This is a genomic window from Acinetobacter sp. YWS30-1 (genome assembly GCF_033558715.1).
Lineage (GTDB): Bacteria > Pseudomonadota > Gammaproteobacteria > Pseudomonadales > Moraxellaceae > Acinetobacter.
The window spans coordinates 2,793,860-2,818,306 of the sequence record NZ_CP114606.1 but is presented as its reverse complement, the minus strand read 5'-3'; the positions used below and the strand labels follow the sequence as shown (position 1 = coordinate 2,818,306).

General features: G+C 44.6%; 23 protein-coding genes and 1 riboswitch. Of the genes, 10 read left to right on the top strand and 13 right to left on the bottom strand.

Annotated elements, in window-relative coordinates; all coding sequences use genetic code 11:
- Positions 1-2: 2 nt before the first annotated feature.
- Both O4M77_RS13405 and O4M77_RS13400 read right to left on the bottom strand, forming a co-directional pair.
- Positions 3-1,568, bottom strand: a complete 1,566-nt coding sequence (locus O4M77_RS13405) for a sensor histidine kinase (protein WP_180016630.1) — start codon at positions 1,566-1,568, stop codon at positions 3-5.
- Between the two features lie 27 nt (positions 1,569-1,595).
- A complete protein-coding gene (locus O4M77_RS13400) occupies positions 1,596-2,231 on the bottom strand; it encodes a response regulator (RefSeq protein WP_005233474.1) in 636 nt (211 codons plus the stop codon).
- A gap of 216 nt (positions 2,232-2,447) precedes the next feature.
- Between O4M77_RS13400 and O4M77_RS13395 the strand changes: the two genes are divergently transcribed.
- Entirely contained in the window at positions 2,448-3,500 is a 1,053-nt protein-coding gene (locus O4M77_RS13395; RefSeq protein WP_034703413.1) for a serine hydrolase, read from the top strand.
- 59 nt (positions 3,501-3,559) lie between these two features.
- Here O4M77_RS13395 and thrC read toward each other — a convergent pair whose 3' ends face one another.
- The 4 genes from thrC to xerD form a co-directional block, all read right to left on the bottom strand.
- Positions 3,560-4,699 (bottom strand): threonine synthase, encoded by a 1,140-nt coding sequence (gene thrC / locus O4M77_RS13390; RefSeq protein WP_323713569.1) that lies wholly within the window; start codon positions 4,697-4,699, stop codon positions 3,560-3,562.
- 55 nt (positions 4,700-4,754) lie between these two features.
- On the bottom strand, positions 4,755-6,059 hold the full coding sequence (locus O4M77_RS13385) for a homoserine dehydrogenase (protein WP_005233480.1): 1,305 nt from the start codon (positions 6,057-6,059) through the stop codon (positions 4,755-4,757).
- A 127-nt stretch (positions 6,060-6,186) separates the two neighbouring features.
- Entirely contained in the window at positions 6,187-6,999 is an 813-nt protein-coding gene (locus tag O4M77_RS13380; RefSeq protein ID WP_034703409.1) for a DsbC family protein, read from the bottom strand.
- A 99-nt stretch (positions 7,000-7,098) separates the two neighbouring features.
- Complete coding sequence (gene xerD, locus O4M77_RS13375; RefSeq protein WP_159124366.1) at positions 7,099-8,016, bottom strand: site-specific tyrosine recombinase XerD; 918 nt, start codon at positions 8,014-8,016, stop codon at positions 7,099-7,101.
- A 175-nt stretch (positions 8,017-8,191) separates the two neighbouring features.
- Here xerD and O4M77_RS13370 point away from each other — a divergent pair, with 175 nt between their 5' ends.
- From O4M77_RS13370 to ftsW, 5 genes are all read left to right on the top strand, one after another.
- Complete coding sequence (locus O4M77_RS13370; RefSeq protein WP_004787267.1) at positions 8,192-8,452, top strand: FeoA family protein; 261 nt, start codon at positions 8,192-8,194, stop codon at positions 8,450-8,452.
- Positions 8,449-10,305: a ferrous iron transporter B gene (feoB, locus tag O4M77_RS13365; RefSeq protein ID WP_323713568.1), complete on the top strand. Its 1,857-nt coding sequence runs from the start codon at positions 8,449-8,451 to the stop codon at positions 10,303-10,305. Before O4M77_RS13370 ends, feoB begins: the two co-directional genes overlap by 4 nt.
- Before the next feature lie 57 nt (positions 10,306-10,362).
- Complete coding sequence (locus tag O4M77_RS13360) at positions 10,363-10,614, top strand: DUF6587 family protein (protein ID WP_323713567.1); 252 nt, start codon at positions 10,363-10,365, stop codon at positions 10,612-10,614.
- A 378-nt stretch (positions 10,615-10,992) separates the two neighbouring features.
- A complete protein-coding gene (gene murD, locus O4M77_RS13355) occupies positions 10,993-12,339 on the top strand; it encodes a UDP-N-acetylmuramoyl-L-alanine--D-glutamate ligase (RefSeq protein WP_323713566.1) in 1,347 nt (448 codons plus the stop codon).
- A gap of 20 nt (positions 12,340-12,359) precedes the next feature.
- Positions 12,360-13,556, top strand: a complete 1,197-nt coding sequence (gene ftsW / locus O4M77_RS13350) for a putative lipid II flippase FtsW (RefSeq protein ID WP_323713565.1) — start codon at positions 12,360-12,362, stop codon at positions 13,554-13,556.
- Here the strand turns inward: ftsW and O4M77_RS13345 are convergent.
- The 7 genes from O4M77_RS13345 to O4M77_RS13315 all read right to left on the bottom strand — a co-directional run bounded on the left by O4M77_RS13345 (position 13,545) and on the right by O4M77_RS13315 (position 20,294).
- The gene (locus O4M77_RS13345) at positions 13,545-13,805 is read right to left on the bottom strand and encodes a zinc ribbon domain-containing protein (RefSeq protein WP_159124363.1); all 261 of its coding nucleotides are present in this window, start codon (positions 13,803-13,805) and stop codon (positions 13,545-13,547) included. The genes ftsW and O4M77_RS13345 overlap by 12 nt on opposite strands.
- Positions 13,806-13,861: 56 nt before the next feature.
- The gene (gluQRS, locus tag O4M77_RS13340; protein ID WP_323713564.1) at positions 13,862-14,782 is read right to left on the bottom strand and encodes a tRNA glutamyl-Q(34) synthetase GluQRS; all 921 of its coding nucleotides are present in this window, start codon (positions 14,780-14,782) and stop codon (positions 13,862-13,864) included.
- Positions 14,783-14,784: 2 nt separating this feature from the next.
- Entirely contained in the window at positions 14,785-15,312 is a 528-nt protein-coding gene (dksA, locus tag O4M77_RS13335; protein WP_004787252.1) for an RNA polymerase-binding protein DksA, read from the bottom strand.
- Positions 15,313-15,521: 209 nt separating this feature from the next.
- The gene (locus tag O4M77_RS13330) at positions 15,522-16,334 is read right to left on the bottom strand and encodes a metallophosphoesterase (RefSeq protein WP_323713563.1); all 813 of its coding nucleotides are present in this window, start codon (positions 16,332-16,334) and stop codon (positions 15,522-15,524) included.
- Positions 16,331-16,966, bottom strand: a complete 636-nt coding sequence (locus O4M77_RS13325) for an NUDIX domain-containing protein (protein WP_323713562.1) — start codon at positions 16,964-16,966, stop codon at positions 16,331-16,333. Before O4M77_RS13325 ends, O4M77_RS13330 begins: the two co-directional genes overlap by 4 nt.
- Positions 16,967-17,045: 79 nt before the next feature.
- A complete protein-coding gene (thiC, locus tag O4M77_RS13320; protein ID WP_159124360.1) occupies positions 17,046-18,941 on the bottom strand; it encodes a phosphomethylpyrimidine synthase ThiC in 1,896 nt (631 codons plus the stop codon).
- A gap of 90 nt (positions 18,942-19,031) precedes the next feature.
- Positions 19,032-19,160, bottom strand: a riboswitch (TPP riboswitch).
- A 96-nt stretch (positions 19,161-19,256) separates the two neighbouring features.
- A complete protein-coding gene (locus tag O4M77_RS13315; RefSeq protein ID WP_323713561.1) occupies positions 19,257-20,294 on the bottom strand; it encodes a hypothetical protein in 1,038 nt (345 codons plus the stop codon).
- A 281-nt stretch (positions 20,295-20,575) separates the two neighbouring features.
- On the opposite strand from O4M77_RS13315, the gene O4M77_RS13310 reads away from it, so the two are divergent.
- The 4 genes from O4M77_RS13310 (at position 20,576) to O4M77_RS13295 (ending at position 24,424) form a co-directional block, all read left to right on the top strand.
- On the top strand, positions 20,576-21,925 hold the full coding sequence (locus O4M77_RS13310) for a TolC family outer membrane protein (protein ID WP_284879478.1): 1,350 nt from the start codon (positions 20,576-20,578) through the stop codon (positions 21,923-21,925).
- 98 nt (positions 21,926-22,023) lie between these two features.
- Positions 22,024-22,743, top strand: a complete 720-nt coding sequence (gene phoU, locus O4M77_RS13305; RefSeq protein ID WP_004787240.1) for a phosphate signaling complex protein PhoU — start codon at positions 22,024-22,026, stop codon at positions 22,741-22,743.
- Positions 22,744-23,144: 401 nt separating this feature from the next.
- On the top strand, positions 23,145-24,230 hold the full coding sequence (locus O4M77_RS13300; RefSeq protein WP_323713560.1) for a glycosyltransferase family 2 protein: 1,086 nt from the start codon (positions 23,145-23,147) through the stop codon (positions 24,228-24,230).
- The gene (locus O4M77_RS13295) at positions 24,179-24,424 is read left to right on the top strand and encodes a hypothetical protein (RefSeq protein WP_180031551.1); all 246 of its coding nucleotides are present in this window, start codon (positions 24,179-24,181) and stop codon (positions 24,422-24,424) included. Before O4M77_RS13300 ends, O4M77_RS13295 begins: the two co-directional genes overlap by 52 nt.
- Positions 24,425-24,447: the final 23 nt, after the last annotated feature.

Below are 24,447 nucleotides of genomic sequence, written 5' to 3'. Positions count from 1 at the left end.
TTTTATGCTGTCACACGTTGACAGCTAATCCGAAAGCATGCGCCCTGTTCTTGTGAAATGTAGTTGAGTTGTGCCTGATTGGCTTCACAAAAACTATGTGATAAATATAGTCCGAGTCCCGTTCCATGGATAGACGTGCTGAAAAAAGGTTTAAATAATAATTCCTGATCATGGGTGGCAACACCAGAGCCAAAATCCCGGACATCTATCCATACCTTATGTTCATATGGGTGAATATTCAATTGAATATGGGGTGAATCCGGTGAATTATGACGGATAGCATTACGAATCAGGTTAATTAGAATCTGACGTAACTGGGCCTCATCAAACTGAATTGCCAGTGGTACATCAATATTAAATTGAATCTGGTCCGCCACATCTGCTAAATCTTCCTGAATAAACAGTGGTATAAATTCATTCAGCTGAATTACGACTGGATGGGTTTCTTTATTCTTCACCATATTCAGGGTGTCCTGAATAATCCGGTCAATCCGGGTGGCCTGTCGGCTAATCATCTGATGCAGAACTTGTTGCTGTTCAGGTTCAGAATCGAGATAAAGATCATTGGCCTGTACAATGGCAGCCAGAGGATTGCGAATTTCATGGGCAATACTGGCGGAAAGCTGGCCTAGAGCAGCAAGCTTTAACTGTTGCACCTGCTGATTAAGTTTGCGGGCATCTTGCAGCACGAGGAGCGTCAGAGTCTGGTGCGGCACAATCAGCTTTTGTACCTGCACGTGAATATTATAACGACTCTGCTGGGATTCAAATTGAAACCGCTCGCCATTTTCCAGATTTTCAAAACGGATCAGTTCAAACAGGTCATTTTGAGATTGGTATAACGAAAATCTTTCATGGGCATACATTGGCTCAATGCCGAGCAGATGACAGGCAGCCGGATTACTGAGCACCACATGGTAATTCTCATCTAAAACCAGATAGCCGGTTTCAATCTGTTCCAGAATATAGCGGTTAATATTCTGTAAGCGATATAGTTCCAGCGATTGAGAAAAATTCAGGTTTTCCAGAATCTGAAAGCGCCGTACCGCAATTTGTCCTGAGCCATAGACGACAAAAAACAAAAAGGCCAGCAGGGCACTATTCCCGATATTGGTAAGCGAGGAAAAGGCAAAAATACTGCCGATAAAATGCTGGTAGATGATACTAATCACCGCAATCAGGGTGATGATCAGGGCCTTCTTGGCATCGAGCAATAATGAGGCTGAAAAAATGGTAATAACAAAAATCAGTCCGAGATGCACGTTTGGACCCTGACTGGCCAAGGTCAATAAACTGAGAAAAAAGACATCGCTGGCAAAAATCAGAATGAACTGCGGCTGAATCAGGCGCTTTACCCATCTCAGCGTAAACAGCTGCACAGTATTGACGGCGACGCTAATCATTAAGGCATAGTGATAGAGTTTAGGATACTGATAATCTGTAGTCATATCAGGATAAGTCAGCAGAAAAATCAGCAACAGACCCGTGCTGATAATCAGGCGGTAGGCGCTATACCATAGGCCCAGATGATATTGATTCAGTTCAGAATAACTGGATGTTTGCGCCATAGGAACCGCATTAAGCAGAGGGTTAAATTAAGGTTTAATCAGGCCATAGCGCATTGCAAGATGGGTTAGTTTAACATCACTATCGATATTCAGTTTTTCGAAGATCCGGTAACGGTAAGTATTAACTGTTTTAACACTTACAAACAGCTTGTCGGCAATTTCCTGCGCGCTGATACAGTTCACTACCATCATGGCTACCTGCATTTCACGTTCAGACAGTGCGTCAAAAGGAGATTGCTGGGTATCGGACAGGTAAGAACTCGCCAGCTGTTCAGCAATGTCGGCACTGAAATATTTACCGCCCTGCATGACTTTATTGATGGCACGGACCATCTCTGATACAGGTGCACCTTTGGTGATATAACCTTTGGCACCTGCTTTCAATAATAGTGAAGGATAAGGTTCTTCAGCCAGGCCACTGACCGCAAGAACTTTGGTTTCAGGAGCAGTCTGTAGCAAACGGCGTGTGGTTTCTACACCACCGATACCTGGCATGTTGACATCTAACAGAACCACATTGGGATGATGCTGACGGACGAGGGTAATTGCTTCTTCACCAGATTCAGCCTGTCCAATCACCTGAACATCCGCATGGTCTTCCAGCATTCTGCAAATTCCAGTACGAACTAATTCATGGTCGTCGACAACTAAAACTGTGATCACCTAGACTCTCCCTCATTAAAAAATCATTTTTTTGTTACATAAAGCAAAATAAGCTTGCAATGAAACTACAAAATTAGCAATCCTATTCGCAGATTAAATCTGAAACTTATCACATAGTGTCAAGAACAAAAAATGTTCGGCATTGTGTTTAAATGTAAGGCATATTAGAGGTAATACGCAAATCAATCTTACCTCTGTTAGTTGAGTGAAGGAATAGTGAAGAAAATAAACAAGTCTTTAAGGCATCTACTCGGCCTGTCCGTGTTAATCAGCATGAGCACGACAAGTTTTGCTGAAATCATTATGAATTCTGGCACAACAGAGGGCGGATCCAGCATCAGCTGGTCTTCTGATGAAGTCAATCAGCTCATGAATGATAATTTGAGCGTATCTGCTGCAGAACCTTCACCACCAGGTTCAGCAACTGTTACGACGACGATTCGTCAGGGCGGCGCACCAGCACCAGTACCGACAAAACCTGTGCAGATTATTGATAATAGTCATTTTATTAATCAACCTGCTGTAAGTGCGCGTGCAGCTCTGGTGATGGATTCACAGACAGGTGAAGTGTTATTCAGTAAAAATACCAATAATGCTTACCCGATTGCGTCGATTACCAAATTGATGACTGCAGTAGTGATTTCAGATGCGCGTTTGAATATGTCTGAAAAAATTACCCTGCAACAGGCTGATTTTTCCTGTGCAGGCTGTAAGAGCTCAAGTTCTACCTTAAGAGCCGGGGACAGCATGAATCGTGCTGAAGCCTTATTATTTGCTTTGATGAAGTCTGAGAACCCGGCTGCAGCTGCATTGGCGCGTACTTATCCAGGCGGTCGTGCAGCCTTCATTGCGAAGATGAATGCCAAAGCTAAAGAGCTGGGCATGAATTCAACCCACTATATGGAATCTACTGGCCTGCATCCTGGCAATGTGTCTTCTGCACGTGATTTGGGGATTCTGGTCAATACCGCTTCACAGTATGGCCTGATCCGTCAATTCTCTACCACTGCCAGCTATGATTTCAACCTGGGTTACCGTGTATTGAAATCCAACAACACCAATTCACTGGTGCGTAATGGTGGTTGGAATATCAATCTGTCTAAAACCGGTTATATTAATGAAGCAGGACGTTGTGTCGTCATGCACACCACCTTGAATAACCGTCCTGTGGTGGTCGTGGTATTAGGTGCGGATTCAACTGCTGCACGTACCAATGATGCGACTCGTCTGATGACTTGGGTATCTAGCCTGCCTAAACAACGTGTTTAATCTTTTTTAAGCGCATATAAAAAGCCCTGCAATTGCAGGGCCTTTTATTTCAATCTAAATTACATATTAGAAAGAATTGATTCACGAACCTGTTCTAAAGTTGCGTCAATTGAAAGCATTACAGCATCAGAACATTGTTTGATCGCAGTATCCGGATCTTTCAGACCGTTACCAGTTACAGTACACACGATCACAGAACCTTCAGCAATTTTACCTGCTTTAATGTCACGGATTGCGCCACCGATTGAAGCTGCAGATGCAGGTTCTACGAATACGCCTTCATACATAGAAAGAAGACGTTGCGCTTCCAGAATCTCGGCATCAGTCAGTTCATCGAACCAGCCTTTAGAATCACGAACAACCGCTTTCGCATGGTTCCAGCTTTGTGGATTACCGATACGGATTGCAGTTGCAACAGTCTCAGGATTTTCAACAGGTGCACCACGAAGGAAAGGTGCAGCACCAGAAGCCTGGTAACCTACCATTGTTGGCAGACCTTCAGGTTTAGGACCAGTGAAGGCATCAGTAGCAGTGTCGTAAACCACTTGCTCAAACTCGCCAGCAGGCTGATTTGCAACCGCTTCGGTATAACCCATCCAGTGCGCAGTAATGTTACCCGCATTACCTACAGGCAGGCAGTGGTAATCTGGTGCACGGCCCAATTCATCCACGATTTCGTAAGCAATGGTTTTTTGACCTTGCAGACGGTATGGGTTGATTGAGTTCACGATAGTGACAGGTGCTTTGTCAGCGATTTCTTTTACCAGACGCATACCGTCATCGAAGTTACCGCGGATTTGCATGGTGATCGCACCATACATCATCGCTTGCGCCATTTTACCCATCGCAATTTTGCCTTCTGGGATTAAAACAAACGCCTTGATACCTGCACGCGCTGCATAAGCTGCTGCAGCTGCTGAAGTATTACCTGTAGAAGCACAGATAATCGCTTTAGAGCCTTCTTCAACCGCTTTTGTTACCGCCATGGTCATACCACGGTCTTTAAATGAACCAGTCGGGTTTAAGCCCTCGTACTTCACATAAATTTCAACATTTTTGCCAATAATGCGCGGAATATTCGCAAGCTTAATCAGTGGCGTGTTACCTTCACCCAGAGAAACGGCTTTAGTAGTTGCAGACACTGGTAAACGGTCGCGATAGCGGTCAACTAAACCAGTATAACGATTGGCATTCGACATGATGATGTTCCAATTGTGTAGAGCTTGGCAAGGGGAGAGTGTCCCCTCGACCCGATTAATTATCAAGCGATTCTAAACGAATTCGTACAATTTCGCCATGAATGACAGGAAGAGCTTGAATTTGTTTTAACGCTTCATCCATTTTCGCTTCCTTGACTGGATCAGTCAGGATCACGATAGGAATAAGATCTTTCAGACGTGACTGCTGCAGAATTGCATCAATACTGATGCCTTCGCGGCTTAGAATAGAGGTTACTTCAGCCAGTACTCCGGTTTGATCTTCAGCATTGATCCGGATGTAGTATCCAGTCGTCATTTCTTCACGTGGCAGGATTGGCAGGTCACTTAAGCTTTCAAAAGCCAGTTGTGGAATTGTACCAGCACCATCTTCAGTATAAGAAATATCACGTACGATATCCACGACATCTGCGACTACTGCAGAAGCTGTAGGACCTGCACCCGCACCTGCACCGTAATACAGTGTAGGACCAACCGCATTGGCTTGAACCAGAACTGCATTTTTTACACCATTCACATTAGCGATCAATTGCTCTTCAGGAATCAGAGTAGGGTGTACACGGAGTTCGATACCCGTTTCAGCACGACGGGCAATACCGAGGTGTTTGATACGGAAGCCCAAGTCTTCAGCATATTTCACGTCTTGTGCAGTAATTTTGCTAATGCCTTCAGTAAAGACTTTATCAAACTGTAATGGAATACCAAAAGCAATAGAGGCCAGTAATGTCAGTTTGTGTGCTGCATCGATGCCTTCTACGTCGAAGGTTGGATCTGCTTCTGCATAACCCAGCTCTTGTGCTTCTTTCAGTACATCAGCAAAGGCACGGCCTTTATCTCGCATTTCAGTCAGGATGAAGTTGCCTGTACCGTTAATGATGCCAGCCAGCCAGTCAATCTTGTTGGCTGCCAGACCTTCACGCATCACTTTAATAATTGGAATGCCGCCAGCCACCGCTGCCTCGTAAGCAATTTGCACAGCGTTGTCATCGGCAAGTTTGAACAGTTCATTTCCATGTTCAGCCAATAGGGCCTTGTTGGCAGTTACGACCTGTTTGCCATGCAAAATGGCTTCTTTAATCACTTCATAAGCAGGGTGAATACCGCCCATGACTTCAACCACCACATCTACATCAGGTTGACGTACGATATCGAGCAGATCTGCACTTTGTTTGACTGATTCAGGTAGATCCAGATCAGGACGCGGACGACGCGTACCAACATGGGTAATTTGAATTTCACGACCGGTGCGACGTTTAATCTCAGCAGCATTTTCTTTTAATAGTTTAAGGGCACCACCACCCACAGTACCAAGACCGAGGATTGCCAGACGAACTGGTTTCACGTCACACTCCAAATATAAACAGTTTTTTACGAGAGCCTAGATCATAGCTAAAAAAGCGGCCTGACTCTAGGGTCATTTCAGAATATCTTCATCTATAAAATAAAGTTAAATAACTAATTAAAATGAGTTATTTAAGTCGATCCAATAATTCTGATGTGCTCATATAGCCACCGAGATAAAGTCCTTCAGAACTGTATACACCCGGCGTACCATTGACACCAATATTAAGACCCATTTGATATTGATCTTTCACAGGATTTTTACAAGTAGTCGGCGTGATAGATCCACCGGCAATGGCCTGATCGAAGGCTGCGCGACGGTCGGAATTACACCAGATGGCTTCCATGGCGGGCATATGCTGTTCACCACGTGGCCAAGCAATATAACGCACTTCGATGCCTTTGCTGTTCATTTCATCCATCTGTTCATGGAATTTGTGACAATACGGACAGCTGACATCGGTAAAGACATAGATCACATGCTTGGTTTTACCTTTGGCTGGATAGATCAGCAGGTCTTCCGCTTTAAGGTTTGCAAAGATTTTCTTGTTGACGTCAGATTGCAAAGTTTCACTGACATTGTGCAGCTCTTTATCTCCAAGGCGAATGACATCGCCCTGAATCAGATATTTGCCATCATTTGTCACATAGACGGGTGCCATACCTTCCAGGCTGACCCATGACATGTTGGGTACTTCAGTGGTTTTAATACCCGTGATTTTTGCGTTAATTCCCGCTTTTTTGAAATGACCTTCGAGCGTTGAAATCAGGCGTTGCTGTGCATTACGTTCGCTAAGGTTAGAGGCTTCACCCGTCGCCGGTGCACTTGCTGTAAGCGTATCTTGCTTTTTATCTGAATTATTGGAATTGGAACATGCGCTCAGTCCCAGACCGGTAGCAAGCAGACAAGCGATAAAAATTTTGGTGCGGGCAAATGTCATAATAACCCTTTTTTTCTTGGACTAAAAACAGAGCATTAGCATAGCAAAAAAAGATAGAGCTACGTCAAACTTCTCAGTTTATTCTATTTGAATCAGCTCTTAAGCCCGTGGATGATGGGTTGCATGCAGTTGCTGCATTCTGACTTGTGCCACATGGGTATAGATCTGTGTGGTGGATAAATCACTATGACCTAGCAACATTTGTACTACCCGTAAGTCAGCGCCATGATTAAGTAAATGCGTGGCGAAGGCATGGCGCAAAGTATGCGGAGACAGTTCAGCTTGAATTCCGGCTTGTAGTGCGTAGCGTTTAATGGCATACCAGAAATTCTGTCGGCTCATGATGCCGCCATGCTGGGTGAGGAACAGATAATCAGTTGCTGTTTTATACAATTGCGGACGTGCTTCTTGTAAATATTTTTCTACCCATTCACAGGCCATCTGTCCCATTGGCACTAGACGTTCTTTATTGCCTTTACCAACAATACGCAAATAGCCCTGTTTTAAATTAATCAGATCGAGACGCAGATTAATCAGTTCTGTCACCCGTAAACCACAGGCATAAAGCACTTCAAACATGGCACGATCACGTAAACCGAGGGCAGTATTAATATCGGGTGCATGAATCAGCGCTTCAACATCAGCTTCAGACAGGTCTTTAGGCAAAGCACGGCCCAGTTTTGGTGTTTTATGGGCAGCAACCGGATTGTCACTCCGCAGTTTTTGTTCCCGCAGGAATTTATAAAAAGAACGTAAGGCGGACAAACATCGTGCAATTGAACGTGGACTTTTTTGCTGTTTGGTCAGTTCAATCAGTACATCGGAAATATCGTCATGGTTCCATTCTGGTAAAGGTTTAACCAGACATTCGGCACACTGGATCAGATCAGACAAATAGGCATTTCGGGTATGAGGGCTCACTGTCTGGGCAATCAGATAATCGCGAAAACCCTGTAAGTAACTGAAAGCTTCAGGAATCTGAACTGGACTAGGAATGCGAGGTTTTTTATTCAGCATGATGTTTAATGAAGATAATTTTAAAAGCGAGAAGCCTGATTGCTCATCTCCACTCTAGTTTAATTTTACGAACATGTCGATGTGCTATACAGCTAAGAAGAAATGTAATTAATACTTATTTGTTAATTATTCTCATTTGTTTGTATACTGTACAAAAGTCTTAGGAATTTTCACGGTGCGTTTGTCTGATTTGAAAGCAAAACAAACTGCCATCATTCGAAAAGTTAATCGAACTACTGATGGTAAAGGCGCTTCCCACGATGTTGTGGCCAGTCGCTTGGAAACTTTAGGTTTTGTACCAGGGACTCAGGTACAAGTCATTACCAAAGGTATTTTTGGTGGGGATCCGATTCTTATTCAGGTGGGGTTTACGCGTTTTGCTTTACGAAAATCGGAAGCGGCCAAGATTGAAATTGAACAGGGAGCCGCGGCATGAGTGATACCTTACGTATTGCCCTTGTCGGTAACCCAAACTGCGGTAAAACTTCTTTATTCAACCATTTAACCGGATCCCGTCAAAAAGTCGGCAACTATGCCGGGGTTACGGTTGAGCGTAAAGTCGGGAATTTCACACTTCCTTCAGGTAAACCGGTACGTGTACTGGATCTGCCAGGAACTTATAGTCTGGATGCCACCAGCCCGGACGAAGAAATTACCCGTAATGTGGTTCAGGGTAAAATTGCAGAAGAAGGCCAGCAGGATACTTTCCTGTGCGTTGTAGATGCAACTAACCTAAAACTGCATCTGGGGCTGGTACTGGAAATGATTCAGCTGGGTCGTCCAATGCTGGTGGTGCTGAACATGATGGATGAAGCACGCCGTCGTGGGATGCAGATCAATACCCAGAAACTGTCTGAGCGCTTGGGTGTGCCGGTAGTTGAAACTGTTGCTGTGCGTACTTCAGGCATTGAAAATCTGAAAAATGCACTGGATAAAAACAAGTTTTCTGCCCCGCAAACTGAACTCAGCGGTTTGAGTGGTGATCACCATCATCAGATTGCCAGCATTCTGAAAGATGTGGTGAATTATGCCGATCAGGAAGATAAACGTACTGATTTTCTGGACAAGATATTCCTGCATCCGGTATTGGGCCTGCTTAGCTTAGCCATTATGATGTTTGTGGTGTTTCAGGCGGTCTTTGCCTGGGCTGCGCCATTTATGGACGGAATTGAAACTTTCTTCGGCTGGCTGGGCGAGTACATGGGTGGGCTGATCGCTCATCCTTTATTAAACAGCTTGGTGGTTGACGGGATTATTGCCGGTGCGGGTGGGGTCGTGGTCTTCCTGCCGCAGATTCTGATTCTGTTCTTCTTTATTCTGGTACTAGAAGAGTCCGGCTATTTACCACGTGCCGCCTTCTTGCTGGATAAATTGATGTTTAAAGCAGGTCTTTCGGGCCGTGCTTTCATCCCTCTATTGTCCAGCTTTGCCTGTGCCGTGCCGGGGATTATGGCTTCAAGGACGATTAGTGATCCACGTGACCGTCTGACTACGATTTTTGTGGCGCCACTGATGACCTGTTCGGCACGTCTGCCAGTATATGCTTTGCTGATTGCAGCGTTTATTCCTGAGCAAACCGTTTGGGGTTTCATGAACCTGCAGGGTCTGGTGTTATTTGGTCTGTATATGGCCGGTATTCTGAGTGCACTGATTGTTTCCTTTATCCTGAAATTTTTCCATAGAGACAAGTCACAGCACATGCTGTTGATGGAGCTGCCAAGTTACCGTTTCCCGGATGTGAAAAACGTCTGGATTGGGCTATTGGATCGCGGCAAAATTTTCTTGAAGCGTGTCGGCGGCATCATCTTTGCATTATCTATTCTGCTATGGTTCCTGTGTACGTTCCCGCAGCCACCAGAAGGTGCAACTTTACCGGATATCGATTATTCCTTTGCCGGGATGCTGGGCCATGTAATGCAACCTATTTTTGCCCCATTGGGCTTTAACTGGCAGATCTGTATTGCACTGATTCCGGCGATGGCAGCGCGTGAAGTCGTTGTGGCAGCATTGGGTACGGTTTATGCCTTGTCTGCAGTTGATGAAGATGCCATGTCTGAGGGTCTGGCGGCACTGATTAGTGGCGGTGGTGATCTGGGCTGGTCGATCGCGACCGGCTTGTCTCTACTGGTCTGGTTTATCTATGCGCCGCATTGTCTGGCGACTTTAGCCACTGTGAAGCGTGAAACCGGTTCATGGAAAACGGTCAGCTTTATGACCTTCTACCTGTTTGGTTTGGCATATTTCATGTCATTCCTGACTTATCAAATTGCATCACATTATTTGGGTTAAACTGGCTGAAGGGAAACCTTGGCTAGATCTGACTGATCATGTGAATGGGAGATTGAGATGATTGAAATTCTGATTGTAGCGGTACTGGTTGTCTGGAGTGCGCTCGTGGTATTTAAAAAGGTATTTCCGAATACCTCACGCTCAGTCTTCCAGAAGCTGTCTGATGCCTGTGCAGCCAAGGACTGGTACACGCTGGCGAAATGGTTAAAACCGGCTATGGCCAGTGGCTGTGGTGGTAACTGTGCCTGCCCGGCATCGGAACAAAGTTCGGATGCTAAGCCTAAAGCTCAGGCAGTGAAATGGAAGTAAACTTTCATTCTGTTTGAGAATAAAAACTGAGCATGTAAATGAGTGAGGGAGTTTAGAAATAAGCTCTCTAATTTTTTATTTTTTAAAAACTTATTAATTTATCTGGGTAAGAAGAATCCACTATTTTTCTTTATATGAATGGAAGCATTGTCTGATTTTCCTTTCAAGTTATGGCTAGCATAGTCTTAACTTTTATTCCCATGATGACTCCAATAAAAATTTATTAATTATTAAACCGATTAAAGATGAAGATTTAACGGTATTTTTTTACGCCCTGACACAAAAAATGCCAGAGAAAGTCAAAACAGAAAAAGCATTCAAAACAGCAAAGTGCTACCATTTCGTCAGTTTTAAAATAGACCAGAAAATGGGGCGAAAATGTTAATACAACGTGGTGGATTAAAAGTCGTTGCAGGACTCGGGATTTCAGGTGTTGCTGCGGTCAACTTCTTACATGGCCAGGGCTACCGCGTTGCAGTAACGGACTCAAGAGCTACCCCTCCGGGACATGACCAAATTCCTGCGGAAGTACAGACCAGTTTTGGCAATTTTGACCAGAATCTGTTGCTCTCTGCCGAAGAAATTATCATCAGTCCGGGACTCGATCCAAAACTGCCTGAAATCCAGGCAGCACTAGATCAAGGTATTCCTGTGGTAAGTGAAATCCAGATTTTACGTCGTGCGACTGATAAGCCGATTGTGGCGATTACCGGTTCCAATGCCAAAAGTACCGTAACTACTTTAATCGGTCTGATGGCAGCGAATGCGGGTAAAAAAGTGGCGGTTGGGGGGAATCTTGGTCGTCCAGCACTGGATCTGACCAAAGATGATCCTGAGCTGTATATTTTGGAGTTGTCGAGCTTCCAGTTAGAAACCACATCAAACTTGCAGGCTGAAGTGGCTGTTGTTCTGAATATGAGTGAAGACCATCTGGATCGTCATGGCGACATGATGGGTTATCACACCGCCAAACACCGTATTTTCCAAGGCGTGAAAAAAGTGGTGTTTAACCGTGATGATTCACTGACCCGTCCACTGGTTCCAGATGCAACACCGATGCAGAGCTTTGGTTTGAATGCACCGGACATCAACCAGTACGGTATTCTCAAAGATAAGGATGGCACGATCTGGCTGGCACGTGGTCGTGAACGTCTGCTCAAAAGTTCTGACATGTACATTCAAGGTACCCATAATGTGGCGAATGCCTTGGCTTGTCTGGCTCTAGGTGAAGCAATTGGCTTACCAATGAACGTTATGCTAGATACATTAAAAACCTTCAAAGGTTTGGAACATCGCTGCGAATTTGTTAAAGAATTCAATGGGGTACGTTATTATAATGACTCCAAAGGAACCAATATCGGAGCAACGCTCGCAGCACTTGATGGTCTAGGCATGGCGATCGAAGCTCAAAGCGGTAAGGTTGCCATTATTCTTGGTGGTCAGGGTAAAGGTCAGGATTTTACTGCTTTACGTGACTCATTATCTAAGTATGCAAAAATCGCCGTATTGATTGGCGTGGACCGCCCAATTATTGAAGAAGCAATTGCAGGTACGACTGAATTGATTCATGCGGAAAGCCTGCAGGAAGCAGTAGAAGTTTGCCAAAAGCGCACTCAGGCACATGATGTCGTGTTATTGTCTCCTGCATGTGCAAGTTTTGACATGTTCTCCGGTTATCCGGAACGTGGTCGCAAGTTTGTGGCCTATGTGAATGAACTCAATTAAGAATAACAAGGATTCGTGATATGGCTGAGTTTGCTCAGACTGCGATCAATAAAATTAATCAATTTTATCAGCAGTGGGTACCTAAGTTACCCGCTGAAGTTAATCCGCGTAATGTGCTGATTTTTTGTGTGCTGGCTTTGCTGTGCATCGGTTCGATCATGGTGGCATCGGCTTCGATGCCTTATGCGGAACGGATGCATGAGAATGCTTTCCATTATGTGACCCGACATGCGATCTCGATTCTGGTTGCGGCGGGTGCAGCCTTTTTAGCCTATAAAGTTCCATTAAAAGTCTGGTTCAATAACACTTTCTTTTTATGGATTATTACCATTGTTTTGCTGGTCGCCGTACTCTTTGTCGGGACTGAAGTAAACGGCTCCAAGCGCTGGATTCGGGTAGCCGGTTTTACCTTGCAGGCTTCCGAAGTCGCTAAGGTCATGATGGCGATTTTTACCGCTGACTATGTAGTCCGTCGTGCTGAAGAGGTTCGTAATAATATCAAAGGCTTGGTACGATTAAGTGCCATCATGGGTGCAACCGTTGGCCTGATTATTCTTGAGCCTGACTTAGGGGCAACAGTGGTAATCACCCTGACCATGCTCGGTGTATTCTTCCTGGCTGGTGCACCCTGGATTCAGTTCGGTGTCGCTTTTATTACTTTATTGGGTGCATTTGCTGCTGCGATTGCTCTGGAACCTTATCGTTTACAACGTTTATTGTCTTTCTCGAATCCTTGGGAAGATCCGCTCGGTACCGGTTATCAGCTTTCTAATGCCTTGATGGCGTTTGGTCGTGGTGAATGGACCGGAGTAGGGCTAGGCCATAGTATCCAGAAAATGTCATATCTGCCGGAAGCGCATACTGACTTTATGTTGGCAATCTTAGGGGAAGAATTTGGTTTCTTGGGTATTTCTACCATTCTGATTCTGTCCTTCACGGTGATGGTCTGCTGTATCCGGATTGGGCATCGTGCCTTGCAGCATCAGTACTTGCGTGCAGGTTATCTGGCTTATGGGATCAGTATCATTTTCCTGTTACAGATTCTGGTAAACGCCGGGATGAATATGGGCCTATTGCCAACCAAAGGGTTGACCCTGCCATTTATTAGTTATGGCGGTTCATCACTTATTATTTGTGCAGTGATGATCAGTTTGATTTTGAAAATTGATTCGACGACTCAGCAGGTCAATCCAAGCCGGGAAGAATCAAGCTTCTAGATTAGACGGACGCTGTGGATCAGGCTGAGCATGGTCAAGTACTGTGCTCGGCATGACAGTTCCACAATTCAGGCAACGCACAAAAGCACTTTTCGCCTTGGAAAGTGGAATCAGCGGAATAAAAAATAAAGAAAAATAATTACGCTGCTGTTTGAGTTCATACCCAGAACGGGTTCGGCAGACTGGACAAAGAAACTGACTTTTCTCAATGACTTTGGTTTTCGGTCCTACACCAAAAATAAAAAACATTTTTATAGTCCTCACTCGCCTTTGTTATTGCTTTTAGCTTAAGTGAAAACCTGTTTTTATAAATAGTGACCTTGTAGCTCAGTTGTATGCGGGATTCGGGAAATATCCCATTGTGCGACGGCTTGTTCGAGCATATGAGCAGAGCGATCCAGTTCTACGGGCACCTGACATAGGGCTTGAAGTGCTTTTTGCAAGAGCAGGGGAGCCTGATCAAGATCCAGTGCTTGCGCCAAGTTTTGTTTAGATAGTTTCTGGCCCTGATCATTCATTGCCAGTGGTAAATGCATATAGCTTAAACGCGGATAACCTAGTAATTGACCCAGATAAATCTGACGTTCCGTGTTGTCCAAAAGGTCTGCACCACGGACTACATGGGTCATGCCTTGCAGATAGTCATCGACCACAACTGCCAACTGATAATTGATGATGCCATCACGGCGTTTTAAGACAAAATCGCCCAAGTCCTTTTTCAGTTGTGAGCAGTGTCGGCCTTGCAGACGGTCTTCAAAACAGATTTCAACATCTTCAACCTTGACCCGAATTGCCTGATGTTCAAAAGGCAAACCTAAGTCACGACAGGTGTCCTGATAAATATGATTGGAACCCAGCATTTTACGGGTACATTGACAGGCATAGACCAGACCCTGCTGGCGCAGTTGCTGGATCACATTTTCGTAAATATCCAGACGATCTTTCTGATAAATGATTTCACCATCTGGCTCGAATTCAAAAGCATCCAAGGCACGCAAAATATGTTCTTCGCTGCCGGGATAAATTCGCGGGATGTCTGTATCTTCAATACGGACTAGCCAGCGCCCCTGATGGGCTTTGGCATCGCAGTAACTAGCGACTGCGGTAATGAGGGAACCAAAATGCAAAGGGCCGGTTGGCGATGGCGCGAACCGGCCCACGTAATTCTCTTCAGCTTTCCCTCCCTTTGATAAAGGGAGGGTCAGGGAGGGATTACTTAAAGACATGCTTAACCGTTATTTTGCTTCTCTTTGATCTCTGCCAAAGTTTTGCAGTCGATACATAAAGTTGCAGTTGGACGTGCTTCTAGACGGCGCAGACCAATTTCGATACCACAAGTTTCACAGAAACCGTAGTCATCGTTTTTAATCGCTTCGATAGATTGCTCGATTTTGCGGATCAGTTTACGTTCACGGTCACGAGTACGAAGTTCGATGGCAAATTCTTCTTCCTGAGTCGCACGGTCGTTTACATCAGGGAGTGCAGTGTTTTCGTCTTGCATCGTATTTAAAGTACGATCAACTTCTGACATCAGTTCAGCTTTCCATGCCATCAAGATTTGGCGGAAGTGTTCAAGCTGCCCTTCAGACATGTATTCTTCATTTTTTTTAGGTTGATAAGGTTCAATACCAAATAAGCTAGCAGTAGAACCACCCTCAGTCGTTTTCGGCTTAGATTTGCGCACACGTTTTGTAGGTTTTTCCTCTACAACATCAGTTTGTTCGTCTAAGACTTGATTTTGGTTGTCATTCGCCATTTAGGGCATTCCTCATCATATGCGTATGTTAATACGCAAAAAATATGGTGATATGCAATTTTTATCCACCCTGTAGAAAGATTATCCTCCTACGGGGGTCGTCATCATATAGACTTTTTATGCTTTTTGATAGTCTTTGATGTCTGGATTATAGATATCACATTTCCTTTGGTTGCAATAAAGTAATTCAAAAAAAATAAAATGCAAAGTTAATAACCTGAAATTTCGGTATTAATATTTTGCTGGCTTAAGGTCACACGTTCGATATGTGTATCGAACTCCCCATTTTGTTTCAAATGTAATACACGATAGCCGGGTGCCGCCTGGTCTAGCGCGAATTCATCACTCTTGGGTTTGAACTGTACGCTGGTCGATGGCGTCGATAAAAACTGGATACCGTGCCATTCATTGCAGGAATCCTGATGCACATGACCAAACAGAACCAGCTTCACATTCTGGTGCCGGGCCAGTACATCTTTTAGATCTTCGGCATTCTTTAGCCGGTGCTGGTCAATCCAGTGCGACTTCATCGCAAAAGGATGATGATGGCAAGCCACAACCACATGCTGATTACGGTATTCAAGCAATAATTGGTCTAGCTGTTCCAGTTGAGCCTGCTCTACCCAACCATCTATCCGATCCTGGACTGCACTATTTAGTAAAATCAGGGTCCAGTTGCCAAAATGAATCGCATGAGCCTGATCTCGATCCTGATAAAAAGGAAAGACCTTGATGTCATCATGATTGCCCGGAATCTGGTAATAGGGCACCTGGCAAGACTGGATATATTTTAAATAACGTGTATAGGTTTCTGCGATCGGCACCTGTGCCAGATCACCGGTATGTACTAAGGCATCCATTCCTGGAAAATTATACTGAATATGCTGCATGACTTCATGAAAGCTCTGCTCCGGGTTCATATTCGCGAATTCCAGATTGGGCTGATCCATCAAGTGGGTGTCAGAAATCTGGATAATGGTCCATTCTTGTGGCGATGCAGGACTGAATTTTTCCGATGTCATGTCTGCCCCCTTAAACCTGATGGGACAGCCTGTTGATGCTGTTGTAGCCATTGTAAGGCCATAATCACAGGTGCATTTCTCAAGCGACCATTATTCAGCAGGGTCGGAATATCGGCATAATCCAGAATGTGCAGCTGGATATTTTCCCCTTCATCCGGCATACCAAAAACACCGCCTTCTTCAGGCAGTTCAGTCTGGGCGACATAAAGATGAAACAGTTCCGAGCAGGCACCGGCAGAAGGGTAGAAACTGAAAAGATGCTGTAAGGAATCAACAGTGCAGCCTGACTCTTCGAAAGCTTCGCGGCGAATACAGGTCTCAGGCGTTTCATCGCCATCCAGTACACCGGCAATGACTTCTAGTTGCCATGGCGTATCCTGATCATCCAGCCCGCCAATACGGAACTGTTCAATCAAGCCGAATTTTTGCTGTTGATCGTTATACAGCAGTACCCCAGCGGCTTCAGGACGATGGATGAGCTCACGCTGCAATGCAGGTTTATAAGATTCCTGATGGAAGACACGATGACGTAACGTGACTTTTTCCACCTGAATAAATCCCCGATATAAAAACTCACGGGCCTCTATCCTAAAATCTTTTTTATTATAAGAGGCTTGTTTAATAATATTCATAACTCAGAAAAGGATGAAATAACTTATTTTTTTCATCCTATCTGAGATTTTTATGAAAACAACTGTTTTTTTTACGGTTTTACACCTTGTGGTACAATTTTTGACCAGAGCTATGGAAATCGTTTTTCATCTGCTTAAGGCCGGCTTCAATCTCTGCCTGCGTTACAGCCGGGGTTTCATCAGCAGATAACTGGCTGGCATAATCCCGCACATTTTGCGTGATTTTCATTGAACAGAACTTTGGTCCGCACATTGAGCAGAAGTGAGCCGATTTATGCGCCGCTTTTGGCATGGTTTCATCATGCATACTGCGTGCTGTGTCCGGATCCAGGCTCAGGTTAAACTGGTCTTCCCAACGGAACTCAAAACGGGCTTTAGACAGAGCATTATCACGTGCTTGTGCTCCCGGATGGCCTTTGGCCAGATCAGCAGCATGTGCAGCAATCTTGTAGGTAATGATGCCATCTTTGACATCTTTCTTGTTCGGCAAGCCTAAATGTTCTTTCGGTGTCACGTAGCAAAGCATTGCCGTACCGTACCAGCCAATCATCGCGGCACCTATCGCCGAAGTAATGTGGTCATAACCCGGTGCGATATCTGTGGTTAACGGCCCAAGAGTATAAAAAGGCGCTTCCTTACAGACTTCCAGCTGCAGATCCATATTTTCCTTAATCATATGCATCGGTACATGGCCAGGACCTTCGATCATCACCTGTACATCATGTTCCCAGGCACGATGCGTTAGTTCACCTAAAGTCCGTAGCTCGGCAAATTGCGCTTCGTCATTGGCATCCTGAATACAGCCCGGACGTAAGCCATCCCCAAGGCTGAAAGACACATCATAGGCTTTCATGATTTCACAAATTTCATCGAAATGGGTATAAAGGAAGTTTTCCTGATGATGGGCCAGACACCACTGTGCCATGATCGAACCACCACGCGATACGATGCCAGTCAAACGATTCGCGGTCAGTGGTACATAACGAAGTAACACACCGGCATGAATCGTGAAGTAATCCACGCCCTGTTCAGCCTGTTCAATCAAGGTATCTTTAAAGATTTCCCAGGTCAGGTCTTCAGCTACACCGTTGACTTTTTCTAGTGCCTGATAAATTGGTACGGTACCGATTGGCACTGGAGAGTTACGGATAATCCATTCACGGGTTTCATGAATATTCTGACCAGTCGACAGATCCATAATCGTATCGGCACCCCAGCGGGTTGCCCAGGTCATTTTTGACACTTCTTCTTCAATACTTGAACCTAGTGCGGAGTTCCCGATATTGGCATTGATTTTCACCAGGAAATTGCGCCCGATGATCATTGGTTCCAGTTCAGGGTGATTGATATTGGCAGGAATAATGGCACGGCCTGCAGCGACTTCCTGACGGACAAATTCAGGGGTGATTTCCTGTAAATTTTTGGCACCAAAATTCTGTCCCGGATGCTGGCGCATATCGGTCCCTTCCAGCTGACGCAGGTTTTCCCGAATCGCGATATATTCCATTTCCGGCGTAATAATGCCCTGTTTGGCATAGTGCATCTGGGTCACATTCTGGCCAAGTTTAGCCCGGCGTGGTTTCTGGATATGGGCAAAGCGGATATTGGCAGTACGGATATCGCGCAGACGTTGGCGACCAAACTCAGAACTTAAATCATCCAGCATTTCTGTGTCATTACGTTGTTCAATCCAGCCTTCACGCAGATTTGGTAGGCCTTTATTCAGATCAATTTCAACATTTGGATCGGTATAAACCCCTGAAGTGTCATAGACCATCAACGGTGCATTATATTCACCGCCCAGACCAGTCGGAGTTTCGCTGAGAGAAATTTCTCGCATGGGCACCTGAATATCAGGACGCGAGCCTTGCAGATAAACTTTCCGGGAAGCCGGCAGAATGCGGGTCAGATCGCGCGCTTCCTGCTCGTGTGGAGTAAGGGGAGTTTCAGAAGAAAGATTCGTTAACTGGCTCATTGCAATGATCCTTATGAATGACATCAACGAATCAAGCACGACCAAAAACGTGGACAGAATTATCTGGGAGTAGATAAAACAAGGGTAGTCGTTTTTAGATGGCTTGATTCCTACGCAGGTATTAACCTGATCAGGTTCAACGGTACTCACTATCAAATGGCCGAAAAGGCTGATTTAAGTGATCTCAGCGAGTTATTACTCGCGCTCCGTCAAGCGAGGCTAAATCTTAGCTTAGTTGGTATTTAAAAAGTAGCTTTAAATTGGGAGGAGTTGCTGATTTTCGGCTATCTCATCGATTTTTAAGAAAAGATTGTTTTAAAGACAGATCGCATCCTTAAAGCAGTCTTTACCATAGTTCTGTGAGGGTGGGGTGACTTGAGCATAATATAAAATCTGTTCAGTGCTGGAACGGTCACGATATTCCGCAGCTAAGGCACGCTGACGCTGTTCAGGATTCATGTCCAGAAACTCTAAAAATAATTGCGCCTGTGTCGATAACTTGGATTTCTGACCACGCGCTAGACCAATAATAGTTTCCAGATGGCTGGTTTCTACTGAATAACGGTCACGATAATCCTCAGAGATTGGCGATTGCTCGCTGCCTCTGAACAGGAAATAAGTATATTGTTTCAGCAGATATTCGGCATCGCGCTGATAGCTACTTTTCGGATAAGTTTGCAGATAATCTTCCCAGAATAAAGCGCGAGCGGCAATATGGGCAGCTTCAAGCTGTAAGCGTTTTTCGACCAAGACCGGTTCCATATTCTGCTCAGCCAGATTTTCAATAAATACCTTTTCGGCAGCTGGTAAATACGGCGCAAAGATACGTACCAGATATTCCGGACTACGACGATATTGTAGCGTGCCATTGCCCTGATCTAAGAGTTCTACATAGGCCTGACCTTTATGCTTCAATAAATACTGGTCGCGTGTAGTCAACTGTTCAAAGTGGCTTTGCTGAATGGTGGGATGCTGAGCCATATCCAAGGCATATTGCTCGAAAGCACGTTGCTGGAATTCGGTACGTTCCACATGCAGGAAGCGTTGATACATTTCGGTGGAACGCTGCATCAGGTGTTTCTGCTCGGCCAGTTCCATGAGCGGCAGACACACTTTAAGATCCTGATTAATCTGTTCCAGCGCAAAAGTGGTGCGCTGTTCATTAATCTGGGACATGTTTTTTTCAATATTTTCACACATGAGGGTGAAATCGTTCGCGGGAGATTGAACGGTTTTAACCTCGGCCTGTTCCATTTCAACTTGCGGTTCTGAGGATTGCTGGCATCCGCCTACGAACAGCAAGCTGCTGAAAACAAAACAAACTTTGAATATCGAATGAATTCGCGTTAACACTATGCTTCAGGACTCTATATAGATGAAATCAGAAATAACTGCCTTACTGGGAGCTATATTGTATAGATCTAATTCAAGTTCTATGTGTAGTATTGTGAATGGCTTTGTTAAGCTAGGATGCGGGATAGGGAAAATAGGAGGAATATTGAATAAAATCGTGGATCTATAAGAGAAAAGTAATAAAAGTCATACGTAAAAAATCAAAAGAAATCTTTAGTATTGCTGGGTTTAAAGCGCCTTAATCTGATGATTTAAATGGCTGTAGGGGTGAAAATTATAAAATGAAATTAAAACTCATCGTCAGTGCCTGTTTATTGGGTGCCAGTCCGACACTGTTTGCGCTGGATCTGCTTGAAGCTTATCAGCGTGCCCAGCAGAATGATCCGAACTGGCAGGCGAATCTGTTGCAATACCAGTCGGATCAGCTCAATCTGGGCATTGCCAGCGGAAATTTATTGCCGACTGTGACTTTATCTGGAAATGTGACCCGTAAAAACCAGTCTGCTGATAATTCATCGATAGAAGGTTTGCCTGCCGAATTTGGGGAACTACAAGGTTCGAGTACGACCACACGGCAGATTGCAGTCACTGCACGTCAGCCACTGTTTCGTTGGGATGCCTGGCAGGGTTATAAGCAGGTCAAAACCTCGGTAGAACTCAGCGAAGTTAATCTGCGTCTGCAAAAGCAGCAGCATATTTTGCAGGTGGCAGAAGCCTATTTTAATGTTTTACGTCAGCAGTCTTTAACCACAGCTTATTTACAGGAAGAGCAGGCTTTATCAGAACAGTTAAGGATGATGAATGCCAAACTTCGAGAAGGGCTCGTGGCGAGAAGTGATGTCAGTGAAGCCAATGCCCAATATCAGAGTGCGCAAGCTAACCGGATTTCTACACAGGTGCAGTTGGTTCTAGCTCAGGAACAGTTGGCTCAGTTGATTGGACCTTATCAGGAAAATCTGGCGGTTCTGCGTGAGGATTTCCAGTTTCAGAAACCTGTTCCGAGTAATATCGGTTCCTGGACCGAACTGGCACAAAACCAGAATCTGGAAATTCTACAGGCCCGTTTGCAGAAACGCTATTCGGAAGATGCCAAGCGGGTAGAGCAGGCGGCTCTCTATCCTCAGGTTGAAGCCGTCGGAACCTATGGCTATTTAAAGCAGACTCCTGAAACAGTGTTATCAACCAATGGTGATTTTGACCAGATTGGCGTCGAGGTCAACTGGAACCTGTTTACCGGGGGCCGAACCCAAAAAAGTATTCGTCAGGCCGGCGTAAATGTGCAGCGAAGTGAAGCCCAACTGGATGCCGCAATCCGCAAAGCCAACACCGATGTCAAACAGTCTTATCTGCAGGTAGAAACGGATGAGGCCAAACTCAATGCACGTAAAGCAGCGATGCAATCTTCAGATATTGTGTCTCAAGCTTCCAGAGCTCAATATCAGGAAGGTTTAAAAACCATGGTGGATGTATTGCTGGCGCAGCGTAATGCCTTCTCTGCTAAGACTGACTATCTGAATGCTAAATATGATTATTTGCTGCATGTACTGCAATTACAGGCTTCAGTAGGACAATTGACAGAAAAGGAACTGGCAGAGATGAATGCCTGGCTCATTGAATATGACCGTTCTTAAAGACGACTAATGAGTTGTCATCAAACTTTCATGATGGTCATGCTTTAATGATATTTCATGATGTGTTCTTGCCTTTTCCTGTTCTGGAGTAGATTTCCTTGAGTCCCAATAATCCTGTGCTCAGTCATCATATTTCTTCGCAATTCAATGAAGAATTGCAGGATGTAAATACCAAATTCATGACCATGGGTGGCATGGTAGAACAGCAGGTAGCCAATGCCATTCATGCGCTGCTGGATACAGATGCTGCCATGGCGGTCGATGTGCAGTTTCAGGACAATACTGTGAACCGCTTGGAAAGTGAAATTGATGAGGCACTCACTCTGATTTTGGCTCGCCGTCATCCCGCTGCCATTGATCTGCGTATGGTGCTTGCCATGTCCAAGGCCAATACCGATCTGGAACGGATTGGAGATGAAGCATCGAAAATTGCCCGTATTGCCCAGACTTTGTGTGAAGAGGGTGGTTCACCACGCGGTTATATGGAAACCCGACATATTGGTAACCAAGTTCGAGTGATGATTCATGATGCATTGGATGCCTTTGCTCGTCTGGATGTAGACCAAGCGCTGCGCGTGATGCAGGCCGATGCCGACATTGACCGGGAATATCAGTCCGCTACCCGTACTTTAATGACCTATATGATTGAAGATCCACGGCATATTAGTCGGGTGATTAATGTACTTTGGGTACTACGTTCGCTGGAACGCATTGGAGATCATGCACGTAATATTTCGGAACAGGTCATTTATATGGTCAAGGGCCTGGATGTACGGCATAGCAGTGTCGAAGAAATTGAGCAAAAATTTCAACGTTAATTAAAACTAAATAATAGTAAAAAGCCTGCATTATGTAGGTTTTTTTATTTCAAAAATATGTTCTTGATATTGTGAAAGCTAGATAGGATAGGTGTTCCCTAATATTGCTATGAGAAAAATCACATAAATAACAATTACTAATAAGCTTTATAAATTTAATTAAAAGAAATGTGAACTATTTATCAAAAAACATACAAAAGTTGTATATAACTTAGCAAAATGCGGGTTGATTTATGAAAATGGAATCATTTTCAGAAAGTGAAAAGATTTTTTCATGTGCTCATCAAACCTATAGATAAGAAAGAAAAACGAAGCTCTTTTGTTATCAGTCACATACTTCTGGTCTAAACCTAACCCTGCATTAATTTACTCAGTGAAATTATATATTTAAGAGAAAATTCATGATCATTGATGAAAGTCAAAGAGAAGCTTCCCGAATTTATTTTTCTGTGCAGTTAAAGTTTGTGATCGCGTTAATGGGTGCGTGTTTTTGGACCGTATTTTCCATCTGGATTGCTCAGGACTGGTTGCATGATTTGAGCACTTATGTTGGTTACTTTTGGGCTATTTTTCTGATTTATGGTATTGCCATTATTCCAGGATTTATGAACTCATTTGCGGCATTAAGCCTGATGATGGACAGACGCCCTAAACGCCAGCCATTAGCAGTTTATCCAGGGATTACCATGTTGGTGGCTGCTTACAATGAAGCCGCGTCAATTGAAGACACTTTGGTCAGTATTAACCAGCAAAAATATCCGGGAAAATTACAGGTTATTGTGATCAATGATGGTTCTCAGGATGAAACCGCAGAGATTGTTCGCAAAGCAGAATCAAGATTTCCCTGGCTGACTTTATTGGATTTAAAGCAAAATGCAGGGAAAGCGCACGCCTTAAATGAAGGCCTGAAACTTGCGGAACATGATCTGGTAATTACCGTCGATGCGGATTCCTATCTCCATCGTGTTGCCCTGATCAATATTGTTGAACGCTATGTGGCAGATCCTCCAAATACACGTGCGGTTGCAGGTAAAATTCTGGTACGTAATTCGCGTACCAATCTGCTGACCAAAACTCAGGAATGGGACTATTTTCTGGGAATCTCAGCAACCAAACGCCTGCAATCTCTCTATCAGGGAACTTTGGTAGCGCAAGGTGCTTTTTCTATTTATGACCGTAATGCCCTGATTGAAGTCGGTGGCTGGCCTGAATGTGTAGGTGAAGATATTGTGCTGACTTGGGCCTTGTTAAATGCAGGTTATCGGATTGGCCATTGTGAGGATGCCTGCCTGTTTACCAATGCACCGACGACGCTTAAAGTGTTTGTTAAACAGCGTCAGCGTTGGGCTCGTGGCATGATTGAGGCATTCATTAAACATCCTAGTATTTTAATGTGGGTAGAGAGTACTTCAACCCAGAAGATTATCAAGAATCGATGCTCGCTCTTGGTTGGCGTCAGCGCTTCGCTGGCTGGTCTGCAGGCTTAACTGCAGGCTTTGGTCGAGAAAAAATTAATCAGGATCCGAGCCAGTCTACCCAGCTATTCGAACTTAACCTACAAAGTCCTGTTCGTGGCTCGCAATTTCTGCGGATGAATGCTGGCTATAACCGCAGTGCTTCGTTCTATGGTCCGAATTACGATTATCGTTATATCAGGGGTGAATGGATTGTGCATTTTTAAATCTGGATCATGATATTTTGATT